Below are 15584 nucleotides of genomic sequence, written 5' to 3' on the forward strand. Positions count from 1 at the left end.
GCGGCAGCCGGTGCCGGCGCCCGATGGTCAGCCCCTCAGAACCCGCAGGACACCCGCCCACCGATAAAACGCGGCGAACCGGGAATATAGAGATAGGTCGTCGTCGCCTGCCCGCCGGAGGTGAAATACTGCCGGTTCAGGATGTTCGACGCATAGACCGTGACCTGCCAGCGGTCCGACGCGGGCCGGAACGTGACATGCGCGCCGAGCAGGAAATAAGGCGGCAGGCGATAGAATCCCGTCCCACCCGGCGTCATGGCCTGCGCACCACGGTAGATCCAGTTGGGCCCGAACTCGACCGCATAATGGGGGCTGACCGCCTGCCGCCAGTCGAGCTGCCCGTTCAGCGTCAGTTTCGGCTGCCCGTTATCCACGCCCGAGAAATTGTCGGTGATCGCCTTCCACACGCCATTCTGCGCGTAATAGGCATTCGTCTTCGCGCGGTTGACGGTCGGGAAATTCTGGAAAATGCCACGCTGCCAGCCGAAATTCTGGGTGACGAACAGATGGCGGAACGGGTGCAGGTCGATCGTGCCCTCGAACCCCCAGCTTTCGGATTTCGGCACATTGGTCAGTTGGCTCAGCGGCCCGTAATTCGGGATCAGGATCGTGCCGAGAATCTGCTGGTTGTGAAAATCATTGTAGAATGCGGCGGCGTTGATCCGCAGCACGTTGGGGATCGGGTCGCTCTTCAGCCCCAGCTCATAGGTCAGCACGGTTTCGGGCCTGAAGGGATCAAGCTGCGCCTGGACCTGCGTATTGTTGGCGGTAAACCCGCCGGGTTTGAACCCCTTGCTCATCTTGTAATAGAGCAGGACATTGCGCGTCGCCTGCCACGACACGCCCACCTGTCCGGCGAACTGCGCCGCCGCCGTGCTTTCGCCGTGGAAATCCAGCGTGCGCCCGCCATAGATCCGCGACGTCAGCCCGGTGATCGCCCGATCGTCGATCTCATGCAGTAGCCCCACGAACAGCGTCACATTGCGCGGCAGGCGGTAGCTGACATGGCCGAACTGCGACGTGGCCTCCTGATTCAGACCGAAGGTGGAGACCTGCATATAGCCACGGGCCGGCAGGTAATCCGTATAATCGAACGGAAAGGCCTGATTCATGCGCGAGCGCTGGTAATACGCGCCGACCACCCATTGCAGCCTGTCTTCGGCGTGCGTGTTCGCCAGCCGCACTTCCTGCGTAAAGCTGTTGGCCGCAACGGTGCGATAGGCATCCGCCTGCGCCGCCGCCGTCGCGTCCTGATCGGTGAACTCGGCCTCCCGCTCGGTCTCGAAGGCGCTGATCGCGGTCAGGGCGACGGGGCCGAAATCATGGGCAATATGCAGGTCCGCGCCCCAGAACCAGTTATTCTCGCTGGGCTTCAACCCGTTCTGGCGCCCGATCACGTTGGTAAACGCGTCCTTCGCCGACCATTCCGTCTGCGTCCAGCCCAGATGCGGGATCGGCGCCGAGCCGATCAGGCGCGCAATGGGCACGCCCCCCACCACCTCGCTCTGGTCGCGCACCACATGGCCCGACAGCATCACCGTCGTCCGCTCATCCGGCGTCCATTTCAGTTTCGCCCGCAGCGCCCAGCTATCGGCATCGCCCAGATGGGCGCCGTTCAGCGGATTGGTCTGCCAGCCGCCCCCCTGCCGCACCTGCCCGGCAAGGCGGAAGCTCAGCCCGTGAGCGATCGGCCCCGAGACATAGGCATCGCTGCGGCTGCGCGCGTAGGAAGCGATATCCTCGCTGGCGCCGTAATGGAAACTGTCGGTCGGGTCGTTCGTGCGCAGCATCACCTCGCCGCCGGTGGCCGACTGGCCATGCTGGGTGCCGACCGGGCCAGGGGTAACGGTCACGTCCGCCATGTCGAACATCAGCCCGGAAGCCATGGTCGAATAGGGATAGGCCACGTCGTCCACATAGGTCACGACCGGCCCCATATTGTTCTGGGTAAAATCGTTGAAGCCCAGGCCGCGCAGATAGAAATTGGTCGAGGCCGTACCGTTGATCGTCTGCACCGTCAGGTTCGGCGCCACATATTCCAGCCCGCGCAGATCCACCACACCCCGTTCGGTCAAACGTTCGGCCGTCACGCGCGTATCGGCATCGGGCAGATGCTGGGCGGCTTCATGGGTAAAGGCGCGACGGATACCGCTGACCTCCACCGTCTCGGGCGCCGGGCTGGCCGGATGCGGCACCGGCTTCACAGCCGCCGGCCGGCGCGGCGCGGCCTGTGTCACGGCACCATCCGGCTCGGCCCGGGCCGGCCCGCAAACCAGCAGCGCCGCCGTCAGGCAGACACTGGCGGAGCCGACCGCCATCACCCGATGTCCGGCAAGCGGGCACATCTTGCCGAATACGATCATATTGAGCCTCGCCGGGCGCCGTTCATTCTCGTTCATGACGGCATGGGCTATGACGCATCACATGCGCGAGAGCAACAAGGTTCGCCCAACCGCCTGCTTTCCCGCGACAGAACCGGTCGCCCTGTGGCCCGTGGTCAACGCTCGCCCGTCCCGGCAGCCATTTGCGTCAGGCTCCGCCACCCAGGCACCATCAGGCCCGCGGCCACAAGCAGCGCCGTCACCGCGATGCCGAACGAGATATCGAGGCCCCGCGCCCCGCGGCCCATCGCCACCAGCGCCAGCACAAGATTGGAGGCGGCCGCAACGAGAAGCAGAACAGGCGCCCCCATTCGCGGCGCCAGGCAGAATGAGGCCGCCACGCTCGCGACGAACACCCCATAATAACTCGCCGAGACCACAGCATAGGGCACAGGCCCCGAAGACATGGCCGCCACCACAAGCACCACCGCCACCCCGATCATGCACCCGGTGGTGCAGCCCAGTGTCAGGCGGGAGAGAATCCAGGTGCCGCGCGAGTCCGTGGCCATGCCTCTCCGGCGCTCCGAACGTCGCCGAGCCATGATCCACAGCCGATTGCCCGTATAGAACAGGAAGGCCCCGCCGAACCCCAGCACCAGATACCCCCAGCGCACGGGTGCTCCCCCATAACTGCCGAAATGCAGCGCGAAAAACGCGGTCACGATCGCGAATCCGGTCGACTGGCGACCCGGCAGGTAATCCGCCGAAATCACCCGGCCGGTATAGGGATCAAGCGTCGCGAAGCCGCTGACCGACCCGCGCAGCCCGAAGCGGACATCATGCCCGGCGACGCGCAGCGTCAGTTTTCCACCGCCCGGCCCCATGGGGCGCATGGCGTATTCAAGCGTATCCGGCACGAATCCCGGCGCCTGCCGCGCCAGGGCATCGACCACGGCGCGCGGCGCCAATGGGGCCGCTTGGGGCATGGCCGCAATCCGCACATGCGCCACCCTATCCTGATGGAAGAGATGCCCCTGGACGGCGAAGATCTGCTCGTGAAACGCAAAGACGACCGACGTGACCGCCATGACGACGTGAAAAGGCAACGAGAAGAACCCGAACAGATTATGCAGGTCGAGCCACGCACGAGACCTTCCGCCCTCCAGCCGGACCGCGAACAGCGTCCGCGTCAGCGCCGGCAGAAACGCGATCACCCCGGAAACCAGCGCCACGGCATAGACTAGGGCCACCACGCCCATGATCGGCATCGCCACCTCATGCGGCAGCGGCAGGCCGATCTTCTGGTGCAGTTCATCGATGAAATGAACAGCCTCGGACGGCGCCTGCGTGACAGTGACCGCCGTGCCGTCCGGCGCCAGCGCCGCCGCCATGATGACGGCCGGACCATGCCCATGGCCGCCCGGCCCCTTGGGCCACATCAGGCGCCCTGGCCGCATCCGGTCGGGCGCCAGCACGACCGTATAATGCGCCCGCGCCTCGGGAAACGCGGCGAAGGTCTTTTCCATCAATTCCGGCGTCCGGTCGAGCGGCACCGGCGCGGGCAGGCCCGTCGGCGGCGTCAACCAGTTCTGGAGCGGCTGCTCGAACATGCTGACGGCGCCGGCATAAAAAGCGACGAACAGGAACAGCCCCGCGAGAATTCCCGCCCAGCTATGAACCTCGCGATAGACCGCGACAATATCGGAACGGATTTTCATGACGCCACGATCTTCAGGATGACGAACAGCAGCCAGAGCGCCACGCTGCCCGCGCCCAGCACGGCCCAGGCGCGGGCACCGGAGCGAAACAGGAAACAGACACTGAGAACGACCACCCAGACCAACCCGGCCAGCCACATCAGAAACTGCGCAGAGAGCGTCATCGGACTGCCCGTCGTATGGCAGAGCGCCCCCACCACGGCCATGACCGCGAGGGCAAGGGCGCATCCCGGCACGATGCCGGCGGACAGTTTCGCCACCCACTGGCGATTATCCAGCCTGGCGCGCGTCATCGCCGTCTCCCCTGCCGGTCCAGCAGCGCGACCAGCGCCGGCACGATGCTCCAGAAGACCATCAGCAGCAGTGCTACCATGAAGATCGCCGTCGCGGGGCTCCGCACGCGAAGCACGCAGCCCAGTGCAACAGCTGCGGCGCCAGCCGCACCCGCCAGGCACGGCCCAGTCGCGGGACGGACGGCGAAAAGACGCTGGTGCGGCGAGGCGAGATAGGACAGCAGCCCGCACAGCACCGACGCCACGCCCCCGGTCGCCAGAAGGACAATCGCCAGCATCACCAGCGATATTCCAGACGCATGGTCAGGCTTCGCCCCTGCCCGTAATAGCAGGCCGAAACCGCGGTGCAGGTGGCGACAAACCGCTTGTTGGCGATATTGCGCATGTTGACCGAGAAGGACAGCCCGTCATAGCGGGGATGCGCCACGCCGAAATCATAGCGCAGGAACATGTCGAACAGCGTATAGGCCGGGATCGACAGCGTATTCGCCGTATCGCCATAACTGTGGCCGGTATAGCGAACCCCACCGCCGACACCCGCGCCCCGGAACATTCCCTGCCGGACGCGCTGGTCCACGAACAGCGACGCCATCCATTTCGGTGCCTGGGGCAGATAGTTGCCGACCTGCGACGCGGTATTCGACCGCGTGACCTTCGGATCACTGCGTGTGCCGGTGAAAATCACCGTCATGTCCCAGGGTAGCGTGGCGCGGCCTTCCAGCTCCAGCCCGCGCACGCGTCCTTCGCTGGTCTGCACCAGGCAGGTCGTGGTGCCACACAGCTCCCCTCCGGGAGAGGGGGTCGTCATGTTCTTCTGGGTAATCTGGTACCCACCGAACGTGACATAGATCGATTTGCCGTACTGATACCGCAGCCCCGCTTCGTACTGGTCGCCCGTCGTGGGCTTGAAGGGCTTGCCGTCCAGCGCGGTGGAAGGGTCGGACACCAGAGGCTGGAACGACGTGGCATAGCTGAAATAGGGTGCAAGGCCGAAATCCAGCAGATAAACCGCGCCCGCCCGCCAGGTGAATTTGTTCGAGTTCGTGACATAGCGTTTGCTGGTCAGGATGTTCAGCGTATCGTCCGACGCCCAATCCTGCCTGCCGCCGATCGTGACCCTCAGCCGCTCGTATTTGAGCTGATCCTGGAAATACACCCCGTTCTGGCGCGAAACCGTCGCGCTATAGACCTGCGGGCTCAATCCTGCCCCATAGCCCGCCGCCCCGCGCGAGACTGGATCGAAAATATCAAGCGTCGGCAGCACCAGCGAGGAATTCACCAGATCGCGCGAACTCTCCCAGTTCGTATAGAAATAATCCGTCCCAGCCAGCAACATGTGACGCACCGGGCCTGTGCTGACATGCCCCTCCGCCTGCGTATCCATGGCCACGCCCTGCGAACGGCCCCGCCCTTCCACCGCACGCCGATTGACCGTCTCTCCCGCGACACAGCCCGCGACCGTCGACGGACAGGCCGCCAGCGTGTCCCCGGACAGCACCGTGGCGCGATAGAGATTGTCCAGATAGGTGTAGCGCACATTGTTGCGCACCGTCAGGAAACGGTTGAAACGATGTTCCAGGAACGACCCGACCAGCGCCTGGGTACGGTCGAACGTGTCCCAATCCGGCTCGCCGATATTCGCATCATTGGCGATATAGCGCCCTTTCGAGGCCACGAGGGTGCCGGTCTTCGGCAGGAACTGGAAGGTGGAACCACCGGTATCGCGCTGATATTGCGCCAGCAGCGTCCACGACGATTGCGGCGCGAACGTCCAGGTCAGGCTGGGCGACACATAATACCGGCCGATCGATACGTCGTTCACCTGCGTCCCGCCATAGCGGGCCACACCAACGATCCGACCCAGCAGGGTACCGCTCTTGTTCAGCTTGCCGGAGACATCGCCCGACGCCTGCCCCTGCCAGTTTGCCAGATCCGTAAAGCCCGCCGTCTGCAGGAAGAATTCGCCATGGCTCTGCTCGGTCGGCTTCTTGGTCGTCAGATTGACGATGCCGCCCGGCGCCGTCTGCCCATACAGCGCGCCCGACGGCCCCTTGAGAACCTCGATCTGCTGCAATGCGAACGGATCGAACGATGTCCGGGTCCACTGTCCGCCGGCCGGCAGGCGCAGGCCGTCGACGAAATTATTGTTCGAGGAAAATCCCCCGGCGCCAAAGCCACGGACCGACACCTCATCCACGCGACTGTCGATGCCGCTCGGCTCGGCCTGCACGCCGGCGGTATAGGCCAGCGCATCCGCCACGGTCGGCGACGCCCGCAATTCGATTTCCTCGCGACTGACGATGGAAATGGATTGCGGGGATTCGATGATGGGCGTCCGCGTCTTCGTCGTGGAGGTGGCGTGCGACAGACCGGTCGCCGTCACCACGATCACCTCCTCCTTGGCACCCTTCTTTTCCTGCTTCTCACCTGTCGTTTCATCCTGAACGACATCCTGCTCGGGCACGGCCGCCATGGCAGGCGCGCCAAACGACGCCATGAAAGCAACGGGGGCGACGATGCCCGCCAAACGAACTGACTGTCTCATCGGCCCCTTTCCGCAACTGAAACCATGCAGCGGGTTCTTCTATGCAAATGAGACTTATTGTCAATAACGGACGATATTCGTTTACTTTTTGATACTCTTGCCACGATACGATATATTCACATTCCTCACTTTCCTTCTGCAAAATAAGGATTTTTTCAATATCCCCGCACCGAGGGCGCGCGGATGCCCATCGGCGTCCGCCGCCGCATGTTCCGTGTCCGGCCCGTCCCGGGCGACCTCAGATCAGGCTGCGCCGGAAGAAGACGACACGTTCGGTTTCACAAAATCCGAGCGCCTCGTGCATCGCGTGGCTGTCCATATTGCCGGCATCAGCGTCAGACGCGATTTCCGAACATCCGCGTGTCCGCGCCCACGCGACGATCCGGTCCATCAGCCGACGCGCCACACCGTTCCGACGCATGTCCGGCGACACATAGAGTCCTTCGACAAAAGCAACGGGCGACGTCGTGCACCCATTCACATAATCATGCCGCAGCGCAGCCTCCCCGAAACCGACGCACACATCCCCTCCCGCGACCGCCAGAAAGGCCACATGGTCGACGCTTGATGACGCCAGGGCCTCTTCAATGTCCCCTCGATGCCGGGCAATCGTCTCGGACGGCCACGATGCCGTCCGCATGGTCGCGTAGGCCTCGATATGCCTTTCGGCCACCGGCAGGATTTCCATCGCCCATCCCTCACGCACCTTTTCCGACAGGATGAGCATGATCCGCCTGAACACGGCACGCAACGCCTGCGCCCCGCATCGTCAGGGGCCGCAAGCCGCCATTCCGTCCTGAGTCCATTCGCGATAAGGAACGGAAAGACCTTATCCCCGGAGGCACCATGCGGATGATTGGCCTGATTGGCGGCATGAGCTGGGAAAGCTCGGCGGAATATTATCGTATCCTGAACCAGGGCGTGCGGGACCGCCTGGGCCCGACAGCATCTGCCCGCTGCCTGCTATGGTCGTTCGATTTCTCCGAGATCGAAGCCCTGCAGCATCGGAACGACTGGGAGGGCCTGACCGCCCGCATGGTCGATGCCGCCCGGCGCCTCGAAGCCGCCGGTGCGGACATGCTGCTGATCTGCACCAACACCATGCACCGGATGGCACCCGACATTCAGGCTGCGGTCCGCATCCCCCTGCTGCACATCGCCGATCCGACGGCCGCACACATCAAGGCGGCCGGGTTCCGGAAGGTGGGCCTGCTGGGCACCGCCTTCACGATGGAGCAGGCATTCTACAAGGACCGCCTGTCCGGACATCACGGCCTGGATGTCCTTGTGCCCGGCGCGCAGGACCGCGCCGAGGTGCACAGGATCATTTATGAAGAGCTGGTAGCCGGAACGGTCAGCCCGGCCTCCCGTGCCATATACCGCGAGATCATTGCCCGACTCGTCGAAGACGGCGCCGAAGCGATCATCCTCGGCTGCACCGAAATCATGCTGCTGGTGCGCCCTGAAGACAGCCCCGTACCCCTCTTCGATACCACCGCGCTGCACGCGCAGGCAGCGGTCGCCGAGGCGCTGGCCTGACTGGACAAGGCGATCGCGATCGGCATGGTCACCGCACATAATGTTATTGATAGTTATTCGCATTAAGACTAAAGGGGGCCCATCAACGCCGATGGTGGACCATGCCCCCTTCCCTTTCCCAGGCCAGACAGCCCCTTTTTCTTGCCTCCGCCCTGCTGCTGTTCGCGGGTTCCACTGCCTCCGCATCCACCATCCCTGACCAACCGCTCCCTCACGACAAGCCGCGCCATCACCCTCATGACGCGAAGCCCGCCCCCCATGGCCGGCATGAGGCGACAACCGAGGAAATCGAGGTCTCCGGCGCACGCCGCGCGCTGCTGGCCCGGAACGGCGCCGCCGCCACCAAGACCGCAACGCCCATCGAGCAGACCCCCCAGAACATCACGGTCATCACCCAGGAGCGCATGGCCGTGCTGAATTCCCGCGCGGTCTCCGAGGCCGTGCGCTATGCGGCGGGCGTTTCCGACTACGGCTCGAAGGACGATCCGCGCGGCTATTTCGGCACCATCCGTGGCTTCGCGCCCGACATCTATCTCGACGGCACCCGCACGCCGGATGCCGCCTCCTCCCAATCCTTCAGCATCGAGCCCTGGGGGCTGGAGGAAATGGACGTGCTGCGCGGCGCGACCTCGGCCCTGTACGGCTCCGGACAGCTCGGCGGCATCATCAACGCCGTCAGCAAACGGCCACGCGCGGACCAGAAGGACGAAATCGCTTTCCAGACCGGCTCCTACGGCCGCGTGCAGGGCGCGGCCGACCTGGGCGGCGCGCTCAACGCATCGAAAACATTGCTCTGGCGCTTCAACGGGCTGATCCGCAAATCCGATACCTACGCGAAGAACATCAAGAACAACGAAATCTATGTCGCCCCGTCACTGGGCTGGAAACCCGACAACAGGACCGACCTCACGCTGCTGGCCAGTTTCGAACAGCTCGACGCGGGCTCGACGGCACAGTTCCTGCCCGCCGCAGGCACCCTCACCGCCACGCAATATGGCCGCATCGCCCGCGATTTCCTCAGCAGCGATGCCGATTACGACGTCTATTCCAAACGGCAGGCGGCCATCGGCTACAGCTTCACGCGCCACCTCACACCCAACTGGACCATCACACAGAACATGCGCTACGCGCATCTCGATCTGGCCTATCGGTTCGTGACCACCTCGGCCCTGCAAAGCGACCAGCGCACCATCACGCGACAGGCGCTGCTGCAATCGGCCAACTACAACAATGTCACCCTCGACACCCGATCCGACCTGAAATTCCGGACAGGAGCAATCACGCACGAACTGCTCACCGGCATCGATTTCCGCAGCGATTTCCTGGCCAATCGCCGGGGGCAACGCGCCGCCCCCTCGCTGGATCTCTACGCCCCCGTCTACCGCCCCATCACCTGGCCGACCTATGCCACAACCACCAACACCAACGAGACGGAAAGCCAGACCGGCCTCTACGCGCAGGAACAGGCCACCTGGCACGATTTCCACCTGACCCTGTCCGGACGCGGCGATTTCACGGAAAGCCTGACCGTCGACAATCTGACGAAGCTGCACACCCCGCAGGCGAACAACGCCTTCACCGGCCGCGCCGGGCTGCTCTACTCTTCCCCGATCGGCCTCGCGCCCTACGCCGCCTACTCCACCTCGTTCCAGCCGCAGGTCGGCACGACACGGCTCAACACACCGTTCCTGCCGACACGCGGGCGGCAGGTCGAAGCCGGCCTGAAATACAAGCCGCCCCACGGCACACCATGGGGCGAGGATTTCATGCTGACGGCCGATTTCTTCGATCTGGTCGAAACCAACATCCTCACCACCGATCCGCTCGATTCAACCTACCAGATCCAGGCCGGCGAACAGCGCACCAGGGGGTTCGAGGCCGAAGGCGTCGGCCGCCTGCCGGGCAAGATCGACTTCCTCGCCTCCTTCACCTACCAAGACCCGAGAATCACCAAATCGACCACGACCGCGCAGGTCGGCCAGCGCCCCGTCGCCGTGCCATCGCATATGGCCTCCCTGTTCCTGAAGCGCGACTTCCATCTCACACAGGATCTCGTCACCGGCATCGGCGGCGGCGTGCGCTATACCGGCAACACGGCCGGCGCATTGCCCGAGACCTTCGCGGTGCCCAGCCAGGTGGTCTGGGATCTCGTCGCCCATGTCGATTACCGGCGCACGTCCATCCAGTTCAACGGCACCAACATCGCCGATCGCCATTATGTCGCGACCTGCACCCGTTCCGTCGCCTGCTCCTGGGCCCCCGGCCGCGCGGTGTTCGTCACCCTCGCCCATCGCTGGTAGAGGCACGCAAAAGCCATTCGTTGATCCATTGCGGCAGACAGCGTACAGATGTTCGCAATGATTGAACTCTTCGCGAACACCCAGCTCAGGGCCCTGCGGCAGACGGGAAAACCGAGGACCGACGCACGGTTTCATGATTGCTGCCCGATGCATACGGCAGATTTGTTGCGCAAAGAAATCATTCGTACCGCAAAACGAACAAGGGCCGATCGCGCCCGGATCTTTGAAATCCCCATCCTGTAGGAGAAACGCCCCTTGTCGAAAGCCGATGGTTCGTCCGGTCTTGCGCTGTTGTCCCTGGCCTGCGGGGCTTTCGCAATCGGGGTGACCGAATTCACCCCCATGGGGCTGCTGCCCGTCCTGGCGGACGGGGTCCATGTCAGCGTGCCCAAGGCAGGCAGCCTGATCAGCGCCTATGCTTTCGGCGTGATGGGCGGCGCGCCGTTCGTCACCCTGTTTCTGGCGCGCTATCCGCGCAAATATGCGCTGATCGGGCTGATGATCCTGTATGCGATCGGCAACCTCACCTCCTCCATCAGCGGCGACTATATGCAGCTGCTGCTGTCGCGCGTCCTGACCAGCATGGCACACGGGGCATTCTTCGGGCTGGGGGCGGTGGAGGCGGCGAGCCTGGTTGCGGCCAACCGCCGGGCCAGTGCGGTCGCCAGCATGTTCATGGGCCTGACCGTCGCCAATATCTTCGGCGTGCCGGCAGCAACCTGGCTGGGTGACACGCTGGGCTGGCGCAGCGCATTCGCCGCCATTTCGGTGCTGGGGGTAGTCGCGGCGGCGGCCCTGTCCTTCGCCCTGCCACTGGCCGAGGCCGGCCCCACGCCGGACGCGGCGGCCGAGATGAAGGCCATCATGCGCCCGAACGTGCTGATGGCGCTGGGCGTCACGGTGATCGGCGCCGGGGCGATGTTCGAGCTCTATACCTATATCGTGCCGATGCTGGAGCATATCACCCGGGCGGGGCCGACCCTGACGACGGTCGCGCTGATGCTGATCGGCGTCGGCTTCAGTATCGGCAATGCCATCGGCGGCCGGGCGGCAGACCGGTCGCTGGCCGGCACGCTGCTGGTGTTCTTCCCGATCCTCGGCCTGATCATGCTGGCCTTTCCCTTCGCGGCGCAGACGCCGGCCGGCGCGCTGGTCGGGGTCCTGCTGTGGGGCGTCGCCAGTTTCTCGCTGATGCCGGCCTTGCAGATGCGCACCATGCAGGCCGCGCACGATGCGCCGGGCCTGGCCTCGTCGGTCAATATCGGCGCCTTCAATCTGGGCAACGCGCTGGGGGCGGCCCTGGGCGGGGCCGTCCTGTCCCTGGGGTTCGGATATCCGATGGTCTCCGCCGCGGGCCTGGGAATCAGCCTGCTGGGCGTGGTGCTGGTCCTGCTGTCCCGTACGGGGCGCCTGTCACCGCAGGCCGAGTGACGCGCTTCCCGCCCTCTCCCCCCACAGATCGGCCAGCGTCTCCTCGGCAATGCCGAACGAGGTGCTGGCCCCCGTGCCGCTGCTGACGATCACCAGCCGCACACTATCCGACATAGCCGACCTAATCCTCCGGCCATACGATTGAAATATGGCAATTGTTACATCGGATTCCTTGCGATACGATAATATGGGAGGTTCCAAACGCGAAAGATGCAGAATCCATTTGGACACGCTATCGATCTCCTCAGACGCGTGGCATTGTTTTCGTGCAATCTCGCTCTCTTTGGATCGTGTCTGTTTCTCGCGCTGGATTATGGAAATCATTCGTCGGAATTCGTCCACGTTCTTCTGTTAAGAACAATCGTGGTCGCGCTGTGCATCAGGCTTCTCGGCATATTACTCGACGTGTATAGAGGCGATTCACGTTGGTCGCATTTGATCTTTCCGTCTGGCATGATGCTCATCTGTGCAATCTACGCCAGTGGCACCCAAATACAATCGCAAGCCCGCTTGCTTGTCGCGTGTGTCGAGTTGCTTCTAGTCTTCATCGCGATCAAATCATTTACAAGAAATACAAACAATAAATTCATATTCCCTGAACAGATCATATTAGAGAAGGCAGAGGCATTTTTCCCACCGCGAACAGCGCGAATTTTAGCTACCGAGCTTGTGGTCATCGTCTCTATTTTTTCTGGTATTCGCAGATCTTATCCACGGGATATCCAGCATGCGACGCGATTTGGATACACCGATAATGCGATTCTGCGCTGGATTCCATTGATCTTGGTGTTTTGTTCACCTGTCGACATCGGACTGACCCATCTTGCCTTACGAGCCCTCCATACAAATGCCGCCAAATGGACGCTTCTGATATTATTCGCTGATATTTATACGATTATTTGGATCTTTGGTATATTGGAAGCCATGAGGCAACGGCCACATTATATTACGGAAAATAAGCTGGTGGTCTTCCGGGGACCGTATAAGCGCGCCGAGATTGATCTTGCTCAGATCCTGTCAGTCGAGGTCGTGGAAACACCCAGCAAGAGAAGCATTCCCGGCGCAGAAAAAATGACTTTAAAGGGAGTTCCAACGGTACAGATTCAACTCAATCGGCCAATTCACCTGGTAAGATGGTTAAAGATAGACCCCACTCCCATTTCGACTTTTCTTGTCGCGGCTGATCAGCCACGTGCGCTGCACGAGGCTGTCATGGCGTCAAAGAAATCTCTTTCCTGCGATATAAAATAATGCACAGAACATCGTTTCCAACGCGTATATTCTCCAATGCGGCCCCACTTCGCATGCCCCCATCGGGTAGAGACCGGCTTTAACGCCTTACCAGGAATATTCCGACCCGGAAGGAGTCTGGCATCCCGCCCCTCTACCCCCACAGATCGGCCAGCGTCTCCTCGGCAATACCGAACGAAGTGCTGGCCCCCGTGCCGCTGCTGACGATCACCAGCCGCACACTGTCCGATATCCGCTCCATCAGCATGGTCTCGGGGCCACTGGCATAGGTGCCGGTCCAGCGCGACACCACGGGCGGGGTCGCCCGATGGACGGAAGCATGCTCGGACTGGATCAGATCATCGACCCGTTCGTCCGAAAACGGGTCCGGCTGGTCGGCATAGACATGGGAATCCCCCACGATCTGGCTGCCATCGGCGGCCCGCACCGCAATCAGGTGAATCCCCGCTGCCAGATAATCCGGCTGCTCCGCCTCCAGCCGCGTCATCAACGCCGCATGGCCCGCCAGATGGTGGTAGCCGCGATACCGCCCGACGCCGAGGTCAGACATCACCGCCGGCTGCGCGGCATCGATGCCGCCGGGCGCCAGACGCATCATCTGCAGCTTGCAGCGGGTCAGGCCGTGGGGCCGGATACGGTCGGGGAACAGCGTGTGGAAATCGTCGCCGGGGCAGACAATGGCCGCATCGGCATGGATCGTGCCCCGACTGGTCTCCAGGCGCGGAGGCGCCACGGAAAAGACGCTTGCCCCGCGCAGGAACGTCACCCCGTGCCGTTCCTCCAGCCAGCGCGCCAGACGCGGAATGGCCTCATGCGATTCCACCCGCAATTCATGGGGTGAATAGAGCGCGCCCAGCATGGCCTCGCCGCGCAGCCCCGGCCATGCCGACAGCGCCTCGCGGCTCAGCAGCGTACAGCCCGCGCCCATCTCGTCCTGACGAAAGGCTTCCAGCACCGCCATGGTCTCCGGCCGGCGCCCCAGCACCAGCAAGCCCCGCTGATGCACCGCAATTCCGGCATCGGGCGCGATCTCGGCCCAGATGTCGCGGCTGCGCCGCGCATGCCCCCAGGAACGGCCGCGTTCCTGCCCGCTGACGGTAATAAACCCGAAATTACGGATCGAGGCCCCATTGGCGGCCAGGTCCCGATCAATGACGATCACGCGCCGCCCCCGGCGGGCGGCAATCAGCGCATGGGCCAGGCCGCAAATGCCAGCACCGACAATGGCAAGGTCGTATCCGGCGGTCATGGAAAGGTCCGCAACTCGGTATCGGGCCGCTCGCCGGCCGCCAACCGCGCATCCAGCCGCTCCACCACGGCGGGCAGGTCGGCCACGCTGTCGATCACCTCATGCGCCCCGGCTTCCAGCAACACGGCGCGGGCGCGCTCGCGCCGGACGGCGAATTCATCGGGCGACATGGCCGCGATCTGCGCCTCGGTGCAGCCGAACACATTGCCCGAGACCGCAACCCCGACGCTCCACGCCCCGGCATTCCGTCCTTCGGCAACACCGACGATCGTGTCATCAACCTTCACCGCCCGCCAGGCCGGCCAGACATTCAGCGCGATCATGTTCCTCCACAGCATCAACGGGCCTGGACGGCCGGTTTGCGTCTCACCGGCACAGACCAGACAATCCACCTCAACCCCCTGACTGCGGGCGACGGGCAGGATTTCCTCCATGATCTCGCGCGTGTAGCCGGTGGTCGATCCGATCCGCAGCCCGCGCCGGCGCAGTTCCGCGACACACTCCGCGGCACCCGGGATCAGCACCGCGTGGCGCGCCGCCACCGCGATGTTGCGGGGGACAAACGCCTCGTAAACCCGATCGATCACCACATCGCCCGGCGCATGGCCATACATCTCCGTCCAGGCAGCGGCGATGCGCGGCTGGTTGAGCAGGGCTGCGACATGCGGGCGCTTGGCCAGCCCCATCGGGCGCCGTGCTTCCTCGATGTCGATCGAAAGACCGAATCCGGCAAAGGTTTCGACAAACGCTGCCATGGGCGCAAACGATCCGAAATCGACCAGCGTTCCAGCCCAGTCGAAGATAACCGCCTCGATGGAAAAATGCCCCGCCATGCGCCCTGCTCCGCATTCGACACAGGCACCATAACGCGCTGGCGGACGGGCAATAAAATCGATAATAACGATCATACTATCGATTGAATTTATGGATCAGCGAC

13 protein-coding genes are annotated in these 15584 nt (G+C 63.4%); 4 read left to right on the top strand and 9 right to left on the bottom strand.

What is annotated here, in order from left to right; translation table 11 throughout:
* Positions 1 to 35: 35 nt before the first annotated feature.
* The 6 genes from HLH35_RS01605 to aac(6') all read right to left on the bottom strand — a co-directional run bounded on the left by HLH35_RS01605 (position 36) and on the right by aac(6') (position 7565).
* Complete coding sequence (locus HLH35_RS01605; protein ID WP_246384755.1) at positions 36 to 2318, bottom strand: TonB-dependent receptor; 2283 nt, start codon at positions 2316 to 2318, stop codon at positions 36 to 38.
* 179 nt (positions 2319 to 2497) lie between these two features.
* Positions 2498 to 4039 (bottom strand): PepSY-associated TM helix domain-containing protein, encoded by a 1542-nt coding sequence (locus HLH35_RS01610; protein ID WP_182977450.1) that lies wholly within the window; start codon positions 4037 to 4039, stop codon positions 2498 to 2500.
* Positions 4036 to 4332 (bottom strand): hypothetical protein, encoded by a 297-nt coding sequence (locus HLH35_RS01615; RefSeq protein ID WP_182977451.1) that lies wholly within the window; start codon positions 4330 to 4332, stop codon positions 4036 to 4038. The genes HLH35_RS01610 and HLH35_RS01615 overlap by 4 nt, the downstream gene beginning before the upstream one ends.
* Positions 4329 to 4610 (bottom strand): hypothetical protein, encoded by a 282-nt coding sequence (locus HLH35_RS01620; protein WP_182977452.1) that lies wholly within the window; start codon positions 4608 to 4610, stop codon positions 4329 to 4331. The genes HLH35_RS01615 and HLH35_RS01620 overlap by 4 nt, the downstream gene beginning before the upstream one ends.
* A complete protein-coding gene (locus HLH35_RS01625; protein WP_182977453.1) occupies positions 4610 to 6877 on the bottom strand; it encodes a TonB-dependent siderophore receptor in 2268 nt (755 codons plus the stop codon). Before HLH35_RS01625 ends, HLH35_RS01620 begins: the two co-directional genes overlap by 1 nt.
* Before the next feature lie 238 nt (positions 6878 to 7115).
* Positions 7116 to 7565: an aminoglycoside 6'-N-acetyltransferase gene (gene aac(6') / locus HLH35_RS01630; RefSeq protein WP_182977611.1), complete on the bottom strand. Its 450-nt coding sequence runs from the start codon at positions 7563 to 7565 to the stop codon at positions 7116 to 7118.
* 164 nt (positions 7566 to 7729) lie between these two features.
* Between aac(6') and HLH35_RS01635 the strand changes: the two genes are divergently transcribed.
* The 3 genes from HLH35_RS01635 to HLH35_RS01645 all read left to right on the top strand — a co-directional run bounded on the left by HLH35_RS01635 (position 7730) and on the right by HLH35_RS01645 (position 12147).
* On the top strand, positions 7730 to 8416 hold the full coding sequence (locus HLH35_RS01635) for an aspartate/glutamate racemase family protein (protein WP_246384756.1): 687 nt from the start codon (positions 7730 to 7732) through the stop codon (positions 8414 to 8416).
* A gap of 101 nt (positions 8417 to 8517) precedes the next feature.
* A complete protein-coding gene (locus tag HLH35_RS01640; protein WP_182977455.1) occupies positions 8518 to 10716 on the top strand; it encodes a TonB-dependent siderophore receptor in 2199 nt (732 codons plus the stop codon).
* 255 nt (positions 10717 to 10971) lie between these two features.
* The gene (locus HLH35_RS01645) at positions 10972 to 12147 is read left to right on the top strand and encodes an MFS transporter (protein ID WP_182977456.1); all 1176 of its coding nucleotides are present in this window, start codon (positions 10972 to 10974) and stop codon (positions 12145 to 12147) included.
* Here the strand turns inward: HLH35_RS01645 and HLH35_RS20125 are convergent.
* Complete coding sequence (locus HLH35_RS20125) at positions 12130 to 12261, bottom strand: hypothetical protein (RefSeq protein ID WP_275944203.1); 132 nt, start codon at positions 12259 to 12261, stop codon at positions 12130 to 12132. The two genes, HLH35_RS01645 and HLH35_RS20125, sit on opposite strands and share 18 nt — an antisense overlap.
* Before the next feature lie 249 nt (positions 12262 to 12510).
* Between HLH35_RS20125 and HLH35_RS01650 the strand changes: the two genes are divergently transcribed.
* Positions 12511 to 13398 carry a hypothetical protein gene (locus tag HLH35_RS01650; RefSeq protein WP_182977457.1) on the top strand — a complete coding sequence of 296 codons (888 nt, stop codon included), beginning with the start codon at positions 12511 to 12513 and terminating at the stop codon, positions 13396 to 13398.
* Between the two features lie 133 nt (positions 13399 to 13531).
* Here HLH35_RS01650 and HLH35_RS01655 read toward each other — a convergent pair whose 3' ends face one another.
* Together HLH35_RS01655 and phnX are read right to left on the bottom strand one after the other, a co-directional pair.
* Entirely contained in the window at positions 13532 to 14647 is a 1116-nt protein-coding gene (locus tag HLH35_RS01655) for a TIGR03364 family FAD-dependent oxidoreductase (protein ID WP_182977458.1), read from the bottom strand.
* On the bottom strand, positions 14644 to 15480 hold the full coding sequence (phnX, locus tag HLH35_RS01660) for a phosphonoacetaldehyde hydrolase (RefSeq protein WP_182977459.1): 837 nt from the start codon (positions 15478 to 15480) through the stop codon (positions 14644 to 14646). Before phnX ends, HLH35_RS01655 begins: the two co-directional genes overlap by 4 nt.
* Positions 15481 to 15584 lie beyond the last annotated feature (104 nt).

This window comes from Gluconacetobacter asukensis, assembly GCF_014174375.1.
Lineage (GTDB): Bacteria > Pseudomonadota > Alphaproteobacteria > Acetobacterales > Acetobacteraceae > Gluconacetobacter > Gluconacetobacter asukensis.

Bases quoted from the DNA above. Each gene is read 5' to 3' on its own strand.
- HLH35_RS01625 (WP_182977453.1), bottom strand. From the start codon at position 6,877: ATGAGACAGTCAGTTCGTTTGGCGGGCATCGTCGCCCCCGTTGCTTTC.
- HLH35_RS01635 (WP_246384756.1), top strand. From the start codon at position 7,730: ATGATTGGCCTGATTGGCGGCATGAGCTGGGAAAGCTCGGCGGAATAT.
- HLH35_RS01610 (WP_182977450.1), bottom strand. From the start codon at position 4,039: ATGAAAATCCGTTCCGATATTGTCGCGGTCTATCGCGAGGTTCATAGC.
- HLH35_RS20125 (WP_275944203.1), bottom strand. From the start codon at position 12,261: ATGTCGGATAGTGTGCGGCTGGTGATCGTCAGCAGCGGCACGGGGGCC.
- HLH35_RS01620 (WP_182977452.1), bottom strand. From the start codon at position 4,610: ATGCTGGCGATTGTCCTTCTGGCGACCGGGGGCGTGGCGTCGGTGCTG.
- HLH35_RS01605 (WP_246384755.1), bottom strand. From the start codon at position 2,318: ATGGCGGTCGGCTCCGCCAGTGTCTGCCTGACGGCGGCGCTGCTGGTT.
- HLH35_RS01640 (WP_182977455.1), top strand. From the start codon at position 8,518: ATGCCCCCTTCCCTTTCCCAGGCCAGACAGCCCCTTTTTCTTGCCTCC.
- HLH35_RS01615 (WP_182977451.1), bottom strand. From the start codon at position 4,332: ATGACGCGCGCCAGGCTGGATAATCGCCAGTGGGTGGCGAAACTGTCC.
- phnX (WP_182977459.1), bottom strand. From the start codon at position 15,480: ATGGCGGGGCATTTTTCCATCGAGGCGGTTATCTTCGACTGGGCTGGA.
- HLH35_RS01655 (WP_182977458.1), bottom strand. From the start codon at position 14,647: ATGACCGCCGGATACGACCTTGCCATTGTCGGTGCTGGCATTTGCGGC.